This window comes from Hyunsoonleella rubra, assembly GCF_042684665.1.
Taxonomy (GTDB): Bacteria; Bacteroidota; Bacteroidia; order Flavobacteriales; family Flavobacteriaceae; genus Jejuia; species Jejuia rubra.
In genome coordinates, this window is sequence record NZ_JBHULY010000014.1 from 60,448 (window position 1) to 74,758 (window position 14,311).

20 protein-coding genes are annotated in these 14,311 nt (G+C 38.3%); 14 read left to right on the forward strand and 6 right to left on the reverse strand.

The window, feature by feature from the left end; translation table 11 throughout:
- Positions 1-2: 2 nt before the first annotated feature.
- The 13 genes from ACFSR8_RS07820 (at position 3) to ACFSR8_RS07880 (ending at position 7,737) form a co-directional block, all read left to right on the forward strand.
- On the forward strand, positions 3-245 hold the full coding sequence (locus ACFSR8_RS07820; protein ID WP_186558011.1) for a NifU family protein: 243 nt from the start codon (positions 3-5) through the stop codon (positions 243-245).
- A gap of 113 nt (positions 246-358) precedes the next feature.
- On the forward strand, positions 359-691 hold the full coding sequence (locus tag ACFSR8_RS07825) for a ferredoxin (RefSeq protein WP_380290755.1): 333 nt from the start codon (positions 359-361) through the stop codon (positions 689-691).
- A gap of 228 nt (positions 692-919) precedes the next feature.
- A complete protein-coding gene (locus ACFSR8_RS07830; RefSeq protein ID WP_380290757.1) occupies positions 920-1,897 on the forward strand; it encodes a 2-hydroxyacid dehydrogenase in 978 nt (325 codons plus the stop codon).
- Positions 1,898-1,906: 9 nt separating this feature from the next.
- Entirely contained in the window at positions 1,907-2,317 is a 411-nt protein-coding gene (locus ACFSR8_RS07835; RefSeq protein WP_380290759.1) for a response regulator transcription factor, read from the forward strand.
- 187 nt (positions 2,318-2,504) lie between these two features.
- Positions 2,505-2,876: a VOC family protein gene (locus tag ACFSR8_RS07840; RefSeq protein ID WP_380290761.1), complete on the forward strand. Its 372-nt coding sequence runs from the start codon at positions 2,505-2,507 to the stop codon at positions 2,874-2,876.
- Between the two features lie 23 nt (positions 2,877-2,899).
- On the forward strand, positions 2,900-3,406 hold the full coding sequence (locus ACFSR8_RS07845) for a DUF4199 domain-containing protein (RefSeq protein WP_380290763.1): 507 nt from the start codon (positions 2,900-2,902) through the stop codon (positions 3,404-3,406).
- A gap of 2 nt (positions 3,407-3,408) precedes the next feature.
- On the forward strand, positions 3,409-3,867 hold the full coding sequence (locus ACFSR8_RS07850) for a DUF1801 domain-containing protein (RefSeq protein ID WP_380290765.1): 459 nt from the start codon (positions 3,409-3,411) through the stop codon (positions 3,865-3,867).
- A gap of 259 nt (positions 3,868-4,126) precedes the next feature.
- Entirely contained in the window at positions 4,127-4,513 is a 387-nt protein-coding gene (locus tag ACFSR8_RS07855; RefSeq protein ID WP_380290766.1) for a VOC family protein, read from the forward strand.
- Positions 4,514-4,519: 6 nt separating this feature from the next.
- Positions 4,520-5,284 (forward strand): sulfite exporter TauE/SafE family protein, encoded by a 765-nt coding sequence (locus ACFSR8_RS07860; protein WP_380290768.1) that lies wholly within the window; start codon positions 4,520-4,522, stop codon positions 5,282-5,284.
- 93 nt (positions 5,285-5,377) lie between these two features.
- Entirely contained in the window at positions 5,378-5,854 is a 477-nt protein-coding gene (locus ACFSR8_RS07865) for a YtxH domain-containing protein (protein ID WP_380290770.1), read from the forward strand.
- 382 nt (positions 5,855-6,236) lie between these two features.
- Positions 6,237-6,560, forward strand: coding sequence for an ArsR/SmtB family transcription factor (locus tag ACFSR8_RS07870; protein ID WP_380290772.1), 324 nt, complete (start codon positions 6,237-6,239; stop codon positions 6,558-6,560).
- A gap of 31 nt (positions 6,561-6,591) precedes the next feature.
- Positions 6,592-7,101 (forward strand): DUF6428 family protein, encoded by a 510-nt coding sequence (locus tag ACFSR8_RS07875; RefSeq protein WP_380290774.1) that lies wholly within the window; start codon positions 6,592-6,594, stop codon positions 7,099-7,101.
- A 24-nt stretch (positions 7,102-7,125) separates the two neighbouring features.
- Positions 7,126-7,737, forward strand: coding sequence for an arsenate-mycothiol transferase ArsC (locus tag ACFSR8_RS07880; protein ID WP_380290776.1), 612 nt, complete (start codon positions 7,126-7,128; stop codon positions 7,735-7,737).
- Positions 7,738-7,792: 55 nt separating this feature from the next.
- On the opposite strand, the gene ACFSR8_RS07885 is transcribed toward ACFSR8_RS07880, so the two are convergent.
- From ACFSR8_RS07885 to ACFSR8_RS07910, 6 genes are all read right to left on the reverse strand, one after another.
- Positions 7,793-8,047 (reverse strand): TfoX/Sxy family DNA transformation protein, encoded by a 255-nt coding sequence (locus tag ACFSR8_RS07885; protein ID WP_380290778.1) that lies wholly within the window; start codon positions 8,045-8,047, stop codon positions 7,793-7,795.
- A gap of 2 nt (positions 8,048-8,049) precedes the next feature.
- A complete protein-coding gene (locus tag ACFSR8_RS07890; protein WP_380290780.1) occupies positions 8,050-8,427 on the reverse strand; it encodes a VOC family protein in 378 nt (125 codons plus the stop codon).
- A 242-nt stretch (positions 8,428-8,669) separates the two neighbouring features.
- Positions 8,670-9,482 carry an AraC family transcriptional regulator gene (locus ACFSR8_RS07895; protein WP_380290782.1) on the reverse strand — a complete coding sequence of 271 codons (813 nt, stop codon included), beginning with the start codon at positions 9,480-9,482 and terminating at the stop codon, positions 8,670-8,672.
- 24 nt (positions 9,483-9,506) lie between these two features.
- Positions 9,507-11,336, reverse strand: coding sequence for a GNAT family N-acyltransferase (locus tag ACFSR8_RS07900; protein ID WP_380290784.1), 1,830 nt, complete (start codon positions 11,334-11,336; stop codon positions 9,507-9,509).
- 20 nt (positions 11,337-11,356) lie between these two features.
- Entirely contained in the window at positions 11,357-12,610 is a 1,254-nt protein-coding gene (locus ACFSR8_RS07905; RefSeq protein WP_380290786.1) for an aspartate kinase, read from the reverse strand.
- Positions 12,611-12,672: 62 nt separating this feature from the next.
- Entirely contained in the window at positions 12,673-13,155 is a 483-nt protein-coding gene (locus ACFSR8_RS07910; RefSeq protein WP_380290788.1) for a GNAT family N-acetyltransferase, read from the reverse strand.
- 118 nt (positions 13,156-13,273) lie between these two features.
- Between ACFSR8_RS07910 and fbp the strand changes: the two genes are divergently transcribed.
- A complete protein-coding gene (gene fbp / locus ACFSR8_RS07915; protein WP_380290790.1) occupies positions 13,274-14,281 on the forward strand; it encodes a class 1 fructose-bisphosphatase in 1,008 nt (335 codons plus the stop codon).
- The last annotated feature ends 30 nt before the right edge of the window (positions 14,282-14,311 follow it).

Below are 14,311 nucleotides of genomic sequence, written 5' to 3' on the forward strand. Positions count from 1 at the left end.
ACATGACCTCAGAAGAAATAAAAACAAACGTTGAAAAAGCACTTGACGAAATCCGTCCGTTTTTGCAAAGTGATGGCGGAGATATTTCTTTGCTATCCATTGAAGACGATAGGTTGGTAAGGGTGCAATTACAGGGTGCATGTGTGGGTTGTAGCGTCAATCAAATGACCTTAAAATCGGGTGTTGAAATGACCATCAAAAAGCACGCACCACAGATTGAGGAAGTCATTAATATTGATGTATAAAATCATCCTCCAAAAACCCATTTTACTTCATATTTTTTTAGAAAAATCCCAGAATAAATAATACTTTTGGCACGCAAAATGCAGTGCAACTAGCGTAATCATAATTTTTACAGATGAGTCAGGACATTAACATCAAGATAACGGACCGGGATGGTGTAACCCATGAGATTATGGCGCCAACCGATATGGCCATGAATTTAATGGAAGTGGTGCGCTCCTACGAGTTGGCACCCGAAGGCACCATTGGTGTTTGTGGTGGTATGGCCATGTGCGCCTCCTGCCAGTGCTATGTTTTAAGCAATACCGAGTTGCCTGAAAAAAGTGATGATGAAGAAGCCATGTTGTCCGAAGCATTTGACGTTCAGAACAATTCCCGTTTGGGCTGTCAAATCCAAATGACCCCTGAAATGGAAGGCCTCGAGGTAGAATTGGCTCCTGAGAGTTAATCCGTCTTTTCAATTTGAAATTTCAAAGTTTTTAGATTAATCTTAATTTGGGCGTTACCCAATCCCGATAGCTATCGGGAGGGTCGGGCTTTCGGCAGTCGCTCCCTCCTAATGTCGGGGAGCTTCAACAAATGCCTCAATCCCTAACGCATTTTTATCCAGAGCAATCCGAACAGCTTTCAGAGTTCCTAGTTTTTTAGACCATTTAGGTATTCATACATTTGCACCATGAAAATACTCCACCTCGATACCAATCACGAATTATTGTTAAACCAGCTCAATGCCTTGGGATTTACCAACCATGAAGACTATACGGCTTCTAAAGTAGACATCGAGGCAAAAATTGCAGATTACGACGGTATCATCTTACGAAGTAGGTTTACCATCGACCAACGATTTTTGGATGCGGCCAAAAACCTAAAGTTCATCGGTCGCGTAGGCGCGGGATTGGAAAATATCGATTGCGATTACGCCGAACAAAAAGGCGTGTATCTTATTTCAGCGCCCGAAGGCAATAGAAATGCCGTTGGCGAACATACGTTGGGCATGTTACTATCCCTTTTTAACAAATTGAACAAAGCTGATAGAGAAGTCCGTCAGGGTAAATGGCAACGCGAGGAAAATCGAGGCATTGAATTGGATGGCAAAACTGTTGGGTTGATTGGTTACGGTAACATGGGGAAAGCATTCGCCAAAAAACTAAAGGGTTTTGACGTTGAAGTATTGTGCTGCGATATTAAAGATGGGGTTGGCGACGAAAATGCAAATCAAGTTAGCCTAAAGGAATTTCAGGAAAAAGTGGATGTGGTGAGTCTCCACACGCCGCAAACACCATTAACTTTAAATATGGTGAATACCGAATTTATCCATCAATTTAAAAAACCGTTTTGGTTGTTAAATACGGCGCGAGGCAAAAGTGTGGTGACTGCCGATTTGGTCTCAGCCTTAAAATCAGGTAAAATTTTGGGTGCAGGCCTCGATGTTTTAGAATATGAAAAAAAATCTTTTGAAAATCTCTTCCAAAAAGATGTCACATCCAGCCCAGTCGAGATAAATAGTAGGGATGAAGAAATGCCAATTGCATTTCGATATTTGATTAAAGCCGAAAATGTGATATTGTCCCCCCATGTAGCGGGCTGGACAGTGGAGAGCAAAGAAAAATTAGCCCAAACCATTGTGGATAAAATTAAAGCGAAGTTTTGCTAAATTTAATCCATGAAAAAAACCATTCTCGTTTTTTCAGGGTTGATTCTCGCTTTGGTGCTTTTATTTCAATTGAGCACCTATTCCATTCATTCGGGAAATCTAAAAACGGAGTTTGCTGTTGCCATTATTGCGATCGTTTTTTTGATGGTTGGCATTTACATCAATAAAAAAAGCCTTTATAAACCGCCAACCAATTCTGGGGAAATAAACCATCAAAAAATAAAGGAACTTGAAATCACTACTCGTGAATACGAAGTGCTTCAAGCTATTTCAGAAGGATTGTCCAATAAGGAAATTGCGGATAAACTTTTTCTATCGGAGAGTACGATTAAGACCCATGTGTCCAATTTACTTGTAAAGCTGAATGCAAAACGTCGTACGCAGGCCTTACAGATTGCAAAAACCTTGCAAATAATATAGAAAACCTCGATTAGTCATTCTGAATTTATTTCAGAATCTGAAACAAGTTCAGATTGACAATAACATCGAATGCCTAAATTTTCATATTTTTAAACAAAGTATTCGCATTTTGGTACTTTAGTATGACTCCCCATTTCTGCTTCATGCATAGCTTTGTTTCAAATTGATTCATAAAAATTTTAACCATATGAAATTAGGAGCATTTTCCATCAGTTTAAGTGTGAAAGACATTCATAAATCAAAAGCGTTTTATGAAAGTTTGGGTTTTAGTGTTTTTGCAGGCAACATCAAGCAGAACTATCTCATTATGAAAAATGACAAAGCCTTAGTGGGTTTATTCCAAGGGATGTTTGAACAAAATATCCTTACGTTTAATCCGGGTTGGGACGAAAATGCCCAGACCTTGAAGGATTATGACGATGTCAGAACGATTCAAAAACATTTAAAATCAGAGGGGATTCCATTAGAAAGGGAGGCGGATGAAGATACCTCAGGCCCAGCAAGTTTGGTCCTCACCGACCCGGATGGCAATACTATTTTAATTGACCAGCATATCTAAACATCATTAATCAAAAATCGAACATGAAACAAACAGTCATTAAATATGGTCTTTATGGACTTTTAACAGGAGTACTTTGTTTTCTTTTGGCACTTACTTTTGGGGATGGTCTAAGCTATTCCACACAGGAAATTTTGGGGTATGCCACCATGGTAGTATCTCTGTCGTTTATTTTTTTCGGCATAAAACATTTTCGCGACAAGGTAAATGGAGGAGTGGTTTCCTTGGGAAAAGCTATCATTATTGGCCTTTTGATTTCCGTTTTGGTGGGTATTGGCGTAGGATTGGCCGATTATATTTATACAACGATAATTAATCCCGATTTTGCGAATGAATATCTGGAAACTACTTTAAAAACTATGGAAGCCACCCTGCCACAAGAAGAATTTCAAGCGAAAAAAAACGAATTGACACAACAAATGAAGGATTACGGTGGTTCGGGTTTCATGGCATTTTTAATGTTTTTCACGGTGGTACTCATTGGATTTGTTATATCTTTAGTTTCAGGTTTAATCCTTCAACGTAAATAATTATGCATTACGACGCCAGTTCCCCGGAAGATTACATCGGACAAATACCAAAAGAGCGGCAAGACACCCTTAAAAAACTAAGACAAGTAATTAATAACAACCTTCCTGATGGATTTGAGGAGGGTATGATTTATAAGATGATTGGTTACTATGTACCTCATTCGGTATACGCCGAGGGATACCATTGCGACCCAAAAACCCCGTTACCGTTTATGAGTTTTGCGTCACAGAAAAATTCGGTAAACCTGTATCACAGCGGGATTTATGCCAAAAAGGAATTGTATGATTGGTTTGTTGGTGAATTTCCGAAACATTCCAGCCGAAAACTCGATATGGGGAAAAGTTGTGTTCGTTTTAAGCATTTGGATGACATTCCTTTTGAATTGATTGGCGAACTCACTAGGAAAATGATTTGCGAGGAGTGGATTGAAATTTACGAAAGTGCTATTAAGAAGGTCTAAAATTAATTGAAACGCGACGACCGCGTTAGGGATAGAAGCGACATCCTTTTTTGTGTTTCCAAATAGGCCGTCATTACGAGGAGGCACGACGAAGTAATTTATTTGGATTAGGAGATTGCTTCACTAAATTCGCAATGACGTTTGACTTATGACCAATAAAAAAGATATAGCGGATAGCCCGACCCGAGGACGGAATTGTCTTTGACCTTTCTGAATGTGAATCGAGGGTAACGCCCAAAAATAAATTAACAATTTTGAAATGAAAAACAGAGTGACTGGAATTGGCGGATTGTTCTTTAAAACAAAGGATCCGAAGGCTACAAAAGACTGGTATAGAACCCATTTGGGCCTCAATACGGACGATTACGGGTGCACCTTTTGGTGGAAAAATAAGGAGGGCAAGGACTGCTCTACCCAATGGAGCCCATTTTCCGATAGTACCTCCTATTACGAACCGTCAAAAAAGGATTTTATGTTCAATTATCGGGTTGAAAATTTGGTGGAACTGTTGAAGATTTTAAAGGAAGAAGGCGTTACTGTTGTGGGAGAAATGGAAGAATATGAATATGGTAAATTCGGTTGGATTTTAGATAACGATGGCAACAAAATTGAGCTTTGGGAACCTATTGATGATGTTTTTAAATAATATTTTTTGGGCGTAACGGAAATTCTTCAATCCTATAATTTATCTGCTCTGCAATGGACGGCTATTGGTTTTGCCGTGTTTATTCTTGGGTTTTCAAAATCTGGAATAAAGGGCATTGGGATTATTATCGTCATTATTTTGGCCTTCGTGTTTGGTGAGAAGGCGTCCACCGGAATTTTGTTGCCGATGCTGATTTCGGCTGATATTATCGCCGTAAGCTATTATAACCGGCATACGCAGTGGCGCTTTATCAAAAAGCTGTTACCTTCTATGGTCATAGGGGTTTTAGTGGGTGTTTGGGTAGGTGATGCCATTTCTGAGGCAGTGTTTAAAAGGGTGATGGCCATAATCATCATAGGGTCGATTGGAATTATGTTGTATTTTGAACGGCGAAAATCAGATAAGATTCCCCATAATAAATGGTTTTCGAATTCTGCGGGTTTCTTGGCGGGCTTTACAACTATGATTGGGAATTTGGCGGGACCGATTTCCAACATTTATTTCCTGGCCATGCGCTTGCCTAAAAATGAATTTATTGGTACGGCGGCCTGGCTATTCTTTATTATCAATGTGTTTAAATTGCCTTTTCATTTTTTTGTATGGCATACAGTTTCAAAGGATACGCTCGTATTAAATATGACTCTGATACCTGTAGTAGTGATTGGATTCTTTCTGGGGGTAGCTTTGGTGCGACAAATTTCCAATGTCAATTACCGGAAGTTTATCATTATTGTTACCGCTATTGGAGGGTTGATTATGTTGTTTCGATAGCAGTGCGTAACGTTTTTAAACTTTGAAACACATATAGTTAGTAGTAAATATATTTTTTAGTACTTTTAAATTCTAATCAAAAAATTAATAATCATGTCAGATGAAAAAAATTTAGGGGACGACTTAAACGATATGTTAGGCGACGCCAAAGAGGGTGCCAAAAAAGCGGCGGACAAAGCCGGAGAAATGGCAGATGACGCCAAGGAAAAGGCAAAGGAATTTGCTAGTGAAGCAAAGGAAACGGCTTCCGAATTTGCCGAAGATGCCAAGGAGGTTTTGAGTAATGGGAAAAATGTTGCGATTATTGCGCACATCACTTTAATTGGGTGGATAATTGCGTTAATAATGAATGGTAGCAATAAAACGGAATTGGGGTCATTTTATATTCGTCAGATGTTGGGGATTGCGCTTTTGGGAATCGTAGCTAGTTTCATTCCTTTTGTAAATATTATTGCCTGGGTTTTTGTATTAATTCTATGGGTCATTAGTTTACTAGGGTCTTTAAGTGGAGAGAAGAAAACTGTGCCATTGTTGGGAGAACATTTCCAGAAATGGTTTGCGGGATTGTAAAATACAATTAGGCCAAAGGTGGTTGCTTTTGGTCTTTATTTTTTATTTTATTATCGTAATATTGCAATATCTCATTAACAATAATTTTAAAATGATTTTTGACTCCATTTTGATTTATTTATGGGTGTGATTTTAAGTCCAGTTTTAAGTGATTTTGAATTAGAATAGCCTTGTGTACTGAATTTTTGAGAACAGATGCTTTGTATAAATCTATAATTTGATATCAAGCTTTCTAGCAATATCTTGACATAGGTAATGAATCTTTAAACAGTATAATTTTCAGGACTTGGGGATGAAGGAAATTTACATAGACAAAAATTTTAATATCGTAATATTGCAATATTACTATAATATTGTATATCTTTGTCTCAAACTTAAAGCTATGGGCGCATCAAAACTTGACATTTATTCCGAAGAGATCAACCAAATGGCGATGGTTGCTAAGGTGTTCGCACATCCAGCCCGAATCGCTATTTTGCAGTATATCAGCAAGCAGGAGTCCTGTATTTGCAATGATATTGTAGACGAAATTGGCTTGTCTCAACCGACTATTTCCCAGCATTTACAGGTCATTAACAAAGCTGGTTTGTTAAAAGGTAATTTTGAAGGAAAGAGTATTTGTTATTGTATAAATATTGACCAACTACAGGAGTTTCAAAAGCAATTGAACACATTTTTTGAAAGTACAAAGTCTAATTGTTGTTGAACCCGAAAGAACTTTTTAAAAGAATCAAATTATGAAAACACAAGAGCTATTTTCAGTTTTGGAGGCTAATAAAGATAAAGCCTTACTATTTGAATATGCCCCACAAGAATTTGTTGGAGCTAATTATCATATCACGGAAGTAAAGCACATGAAAATTGATGCCGTGGATTGTGGCGCAAGAAGTGATAGCTGGAATGAAACCATTATTCAGCTTTGGGAAAGCCCGAAAGAAAAGGACAAAACAGAATTTATGTCTGTGCTTAAAGCTTTGGGTATATTAAACAAAGTCGCTAAAATGAAGCCTTATGATTTGAATTCGGAGGTGAAGTTTGAATACAGCAACGAAACTTTTCATACAGCGCAATTATTTGTTAACGATTTCGAAATACAGGGCCATCATTTAATTTTTAAATTAGCCGTCCAAAAAACAGATTGCAAAGCAAAGACCTTATGTGGGGTTGCAGAAAAGGCGGTTGAAGTTACAGAAACCGTTAAGGAAAAAACAGAGGCATGCTGTACCCCGGATAGTGGTTGCTGTTAGCAAATTATAAAATAGAAGCATACTATGGCGTTTGATAAAATTTCCAATCTTATTGAATCCTTTGATACTGGGACTATTTCCGATGAAAGGAAGCAAGTTTTGCAACCTCTAATTGATTATCTCAATGCCAAGGTGGCTGAGAAAGCACCTATCCGATTAAACTTTATCTGTACCCACAACTCAAGACGAAGTCATTTATCCCAGGTTTGGGCGCAAACGATGGCACACTATTTTGAAGTGAAACATGTGTCCTGTTATTCTGGAGGAACAGAGGCTACGGCGATGTTTCCCAAGGTTGGGGAGACTTTGGCCAACCAAGGTTTCAGGATCAATAAATTATCAGAAGGTGATAATCCAGTTTATGCCATTAAGTTCTCCGAAAACGAACCGGCTATTATTGCATTTTCAAAAGAATTTGGACATAGTTTTAATCCATCTTCTGAATTTGCAGCGATCATGACTTGTTCGTCGGCGGATGAGGCTTGCCCAATGGTTTTGGGCTGTGATAAGCGCATAGCGATCACTTACGAAGACCCTAAAAAATCTGACGGTACACCACGCCAAACGGAAATTTATTTAGAACGGAGTTTACAGATAGCAACGGAAATGAAGTTTGTGTTTTCTGGTTTAAAATAAATTTGATTTCAGTTATAAATTAAAAATGCCATAGCTGGATACTATGGCATTTTTCTTATGTACGTAATTCTTTTTTGATGTTCTCAGGCAATTTCCTCCAATCTATATCTAGCAGCGCACCTTTAAGGGAATATAGGTAATAGCACTTTGGAATGGTTTTATCAGGGTAGTTCTTACCGATACCCCGATATGCTTTTTCTGGAGTGCGTTCAGCTAAATCGGTTAAGGTATAAATACCTATTTCGTTTAGTCTTTTTTCTATGGTTACACCAATGTTTTTGGAACCTTTTAAAGCTATCGTTGTTTCCATTTTTATTCAGGTTGCGTGTAAGTTACAATATCAATCCCGATGCCATTAGGGTCAACAATGGCGAAATGCCTATCCCCCCAGGGTTCGCTTCGTACTTCAAAGGCTACATCTACCCCTTTTTCCGTGAGTTCCTTATACAATGCATCCACATTTTCTACTTCAATAGTGATATAAATCCCTTGTCCATTGAATGCGGGTTTAAAAATGGGCTGTTGGCTGGGATGGTTCGGCTTTAAAAAGCTGAGTTCCGCCGACCCATCGGGCGTATGCATCAATAGGTAAAAATCGTTTTCAAAAGCCACCCCAAAACCTAAGGTCTCGGTGTAAAATGTTTTGGTTTCCTCTAATTTGTCCGTGATAATTCCTGCGTTTAATTTCATTGTTTTTGTTTTTTGATGTTCAACTTGACTGTTTGCTATCCCAGTGATTACTGTGAATGCTAAAATGATTATTGTTTTCATCTGTATATATTTATTGTTTTTAAAAGGTCAGATGGAATTCGCCATAAAACAATTTCTTATTTTTAGTTAAATTGTTAATGTGGCTCATTTCATAGTTCTCATATTTTGTTGGTACAAATTTAGAACCCAAGTTGTTGAGGACATTGTAAAAAACGGACCACCTATTTTAAAGCTTGTGTAGGCGTTACTCCATAAAAGGTTTTGAAGTCTTTAATAAAATGGGCTTGGTCATAAAACCCAACATCATAAAATAGTTTTTGGGATTTTAGACTTTGGGTTGAGGGTTTCATATTTAAAAAATGTTGAAACCGAACGACTTTCCCGAATGCCTTTGGTGTGGTCCCGACGTAGTAGTTAAATAGCCGTCTCAATTGCCGTGGGCTTAAACCAGTGCCCAAGCCATTTTCGGTTTCAATGTTTCCGGAGGTTCTAAAAATAAGATGCAGAGCCTTGTAAAAACGGTTGTCAAAATCAAATTTTCTATTTAAAATGAATGGTGCTACAATTTGGTGCAGTTGATTAACCACCATGGAAAACTCTTGATTTGGATGAATCTTTTCTACAATGGATTGAGCAATATCGGGAAGGATACCTCTTAATTCTTGATCTTGATTGCTTAACGCTTTTGCGTCAATATTAAAAATCAATGGAAATACCGATGGCAAAAATCGAATGCCGACATAGTTGAATTCATTTCCAATAGGGAATTCTGTATATTTTCGGCAAAAGCCCATTACAAAACTTTCAGATGTAGCATTCTGATTGAAAAAAACATCAATACAACCGTCTGAAACCACACGATACACAAAAGGAGCATCCAGTTTTTTGGAAGTCTTTAATTGCCAAAAACAATAAACGAAATGCTGCAAGGATGCCTCTGGTAAAACTTCTTGGTAAATGACCTGTTTGCCATCACTTGCCACAGAGGGCTGTAATGGTCGGTAAAAGTGTTTTATAGATTCGAAGGCATACATTTTAATATGGGAAAGTGCACCAGTTTAACTGTCTCCATTCTGGCTCGCCAATTTGCGTTCCAACTCAGCTTGAAATTCTTCCATTACGGGGCGCACAGTGCTCTCGGGCAAATCAGCAATTTTAATATACATTAATCCGTCCACCGAATTATTGAACAGAGGGTCCACATTAAAAGCTACCAATTTAGCATTTTGTTTGATGTACTTTTTTAAAAGAACGGGCAGTCGCAGTGCACCTGGCTCAATTTCATCAATAAATTTATCAAATTTGTTTAAATCAGCTTCGGCTTCATCAAAAACAAAGTCTTTATCAGCATCTTTCAATTTTACTTTAAATTCCTTTTTTGGCCGCACGTATTGTGCAATATAGGGATCGTAATAATGCGATTTCATAAACTCCACCATAAGAGACTTTGAAAAGTTGGAAAACTGGTTGCTGATACTTACCCCACCAATGAGGTAATTATGCTCTGGATGGCGTAAAGTGGTGTGCACAATACCTTTCCATAATAAAAATAGTGGCATCGGTTTTTGTTGGTACTCTTTGATGATAAAAGCACGCCCCATCTCGATAGATTCGCTCATCATTTTATAAAGCTCCGGTTCAAACCGGAACAGGTCGTGCAAATAAAACCCCTCAATACCAAATTTTGCGAAAATTTTGGAGCCCAATCCCATTCGGTAAGCCCCGGCAAGGATATTCTGTTCGTTGTCCCAAAGAAACATATGGTGGTAATAATTGTCGAAAGCATCCAAATCGATGGCTTCATTGGTGCCTTCGCCAACCTCTCTAAAAGTGATTTCCCGCAAACGCCCAATTTCCCTGAGAATGTGGGGTATCTGACTTGCTTCGGCCAAAAACACCTCATAATTTTTGCTTTCCAATAGACGTTCACTTTTTCTAAGGGCTTCAACTTCTTTCAACATTAAACCACTATCCACGGGAGTAACAATGTTCTTAGGGTGTTTTGGCACTTTTAACTGGGAGGAAATATTGTCTAAAATTTTCGGCTTCTCTTCAAAAGCATTGGAGAGCATATACGTTTTTCGTCGTATAAAATCTGAGAAATCATCTAGACTTTCGTGCTCCCTTTGGTCATCAATACTAATGGGTCTTCCAATCCTGACTTTGATAGTTCGGCGCTTTTGAGTCAGCAGCTCCGAAGGCAGTTTGGCTGTTCTAAAAGTATCGTTTATTTTGGAAAGCTTATAAAACAGTTTGCTGTTTTTGGCGTGAAAGTATATAGGTACAATTGGTACCTCGGCCTTTTTAACCAATTTCATAGCGGTCTCTTCCCAAGGGCGGTCTACCACTAATTTTCCATCCCTATAGGTGGATACTTCACCTGCCGGAAAAATACCAAGCGGATGCCCTTCTCGCAAATGCAAAATGGCATTTTTAAAGCCTGCAACGCTGGACTTTACATCCTTTCGGTCTTCAAAAGGATTTACAGGCATGATGAAGGGCTTTAAAGGCTCTATACGATGCAAAAGAAAATTTGCGATAATTTTAAAATCCTCGCGTTGTTCCAGCATCAATTTTAATAGAAGAACTCCATCAATACCCCCAAGCGGATGATTGGAAACAGTTATATAGGCACCGTCTTTCGGCAGTCGTTTTAGGTCCTCCTCCGGGATTTCAAACTTAATCTGAAAATCACCAATAATTGCGTTCAAGAACGAAAGGCCATTTAATTTTTTATGGCGCCTATAAATCTTGTTTAAGGTGGAAATTTTAAGAACTTTCATCAAAAGCCAGCCAACAAACGTGCCTATAAAACCATATTTGTCCAATTGTATGGCTTTAGCAACCTCCTTTGCGCTAACCAATCCCGAATCTTGTTGTTTCCCCATTGACGTAAAAGTAATAAATATTAAGATTTGGCGACCAATTGTACCGTTTCCTGGGTCATTTGTTTTAGTAAAATGGTTTTATCCGTTTCCAATGTCTTTAAAACATCATCATTGTAGTGTCTTATGGTATAGAGTGAAACCCCGGTATGACAAGTTACTCTAAATTTTGCTTTTAAATGTTGCAAGAGTTGTTCTAGGGTGTCATAGATATTTTCGATGCAGACCGAAAAACTAATTGCAGAGTTTTGAATCACATCTACTTTCATTTTGAATTGGTGCAACAGCTTGAAAATATCACTGATGTTTTCTTGGATGATATATGAAAAATCCAAAGACGACAACTTGATTAACACCTGATTTTTCTTTAGTATAAAACAGGGTACGATGGGCTTTAAGGTGATGCCCTTTCCCACTCTGGTACCTTGATTTTCAGGGTTTAAAAATGATTTTACAAAAAGTGGGATTTCCTTTCTTTGCAGGGGCTGTAAGGTTTTAGGGTGAATTACCGAAGCTCCGTAAAAAGCCAGTTCTATGGCTTCTTCATACGATATCTGATGTAATAGTTGAGCGTTTTCGAAGTAGCGTGGATCGGCGTTTAATACCCCTGGGACATCTTTCCAAATTGTAACATTAACGGCGTTAAGGCAATAGGCATAAATAGCGGCCGTATAATCACTGCCTTCCCTTCCCAAAGTGGTAGTGAAATTGTTAGCGTCACTCCCCAAAAATCCTTGGGTAATATTTAAAATTTTTAGGTTAAAATCCGCTGTGATTCTCCGCTGGGTTTCATTCCAATTCACATTGGCGCGTCTGTAATAATTGTCAGTCTTTATATGGTTTCGGGCGTCAATCCATTTGTTGCCGATACCAATATTAATAAGATATTCGCTGATAATTGTGGTTGAAACCAGTTCGCCATAACTTACGACTTGATCGTACACAAAATTATAATTTGGGGACTTGTTGGAGCGCAAAAACCCATCCAATTCCTTAAAAAAGGAAGCGGTCTTTATGAATACGGGATGGTTTTCATTTTCAAACAAATCAAGCAAAATCGCATTGTGATATTTAATGACGTCCTGCAATGCGCTTTTAAGTTCGGTCTTGTTTTCAAAATAATTTTTAACCACAACCTCCATGGCATTGGTAGTTTTGCCCATGGCCGAAACAACCACCAAAGTATTTTCAAAACCCAAAGTCTTCAAAACCTCAGCTAAGTTTTTGACCCCCTCAGCATCTTTTACGGAGGCTCCCCCAAATTTGAATACCTGCATTACTATTGAGTCGTTTTGCTGTTATTTGTTTAGTTGATGGGTTGTTTTGCTTTTACAATGGACTACCCTAATTTAGAAATATATTGTTTAATGCTTTCTTCACTCATCTGGACAACGTCCCAATCGCGCATGACGTTTGCGCCTTTATTTTCGTAAAAAGCGATTGCGGGTTCGTTCCAATCCAGCACCTCCCAATTGATGCGTTTTACACCAAGCTGATACCCGTATTTGATGACTTCATCCAATAGCATAGAGCCAATACCTTTGCCCCGCATAGCTTCACTTACGATGAGGTCCTCCAGATGAATTGCCCTTCCTTTCCAAGTGGAATAACGGTTATAAACCAAGGCAATGCCCTCTATTTTTGAATTGACTTCAGCCACAAAACAATGAAAACGAGGAGTTTCGCCAAAACCGTCATTTTCCAAATCTTCAACTGTTACCTCAACGGCATTGGGTTCTTTTTCAAAAACAGCCAGTTCTTGAATTAATCCAAATACTTGGGCCATGTCTTTTTTCTTGGCATTTCTGATAGATACTTCCATAAATTATTAATTAAATTCAAATATAGTTCAAAAGTTTACTATTTTGTAGAACGCAAAAAATGAAAACCATTTGTTACTTAATTTTTACAAACAACTATAACACTAAACATCTTTAGCTATGTCCAACAAAAAACAAACATTAGGAGAATTTATAATTGAAAACCAAGCATCATTTAAATATTCCTCTGGAGAACTATCCAGTCTTTTAAATTCAATAAGGCTAGCAGCAAAGGTAGTAAACCATGAAGTTAATAAGGCTGGTCTGGTTGATATTATCGGTGCTGCGGGAGACACCAATATTCAAGGTGAGGACCAGCAAAAACTGGATGTTTACGCCAACGAAAAGTTTATTTCAACCTTAACGCGAAGAAACATTATTTGTGGACTGGCTAGTGAGGAAGAGGACGATTTTATTACTATAAACAGTCAGGATGAAAACCATCAAAATAAATATGTGGTGTTGATTGACCCCTTGGACGGCTCATCCAATATTGATGTCAATGTATCGGTTGGTACAATTTTTTCTATTTATAGAAGGGTTACACCAATTGGAACTCCAGTGCAATTGGAAGATTTTCTGCAAAAAGGGAGTGAGCAGGTAGCTGCTGGTTACGTGGTGTACGGCACCTCAACCATGTTGGTATATACTACTGGAGACGGTGTAAATGGGTTTACGCTAAACCCTGCAATAGGGTCATTTTATTTATCACATCCGTCGATGGAATTTCCTTTGGATGGCAATATTTATTCTGTAAATGAGGGCAATTATTTGGATTTCCCGCGAGGTATTAAAAATTATATTAAGTATTGTCAGGAAGAAGATGGTGATAGGCCTTATACTTCAAGATATATTGGGTCATTAGTTTCCGATTTCCATAGAAATATGATAAAGGGCGGGGTTTACCTATATCCTCAAGGCTCTAGAAACCCAAATGGCAAATTACGTTTGTTATACGAATGCAACCCGATGGCCTATTTAGCGGAACAGGCCAACGGAAAGGCCAGTGACGGATTCACAAGAATTATGGATATTGAACCAACCGAATTGCACCAACGCGTACCGTTTATTTGCGGCAGTAAAAATATGGTAGATAAAGTTGAAGAGTTTATGCGCAATGCACAATAAAAAATGCGGGTGGAAACACCCGCATTTTTA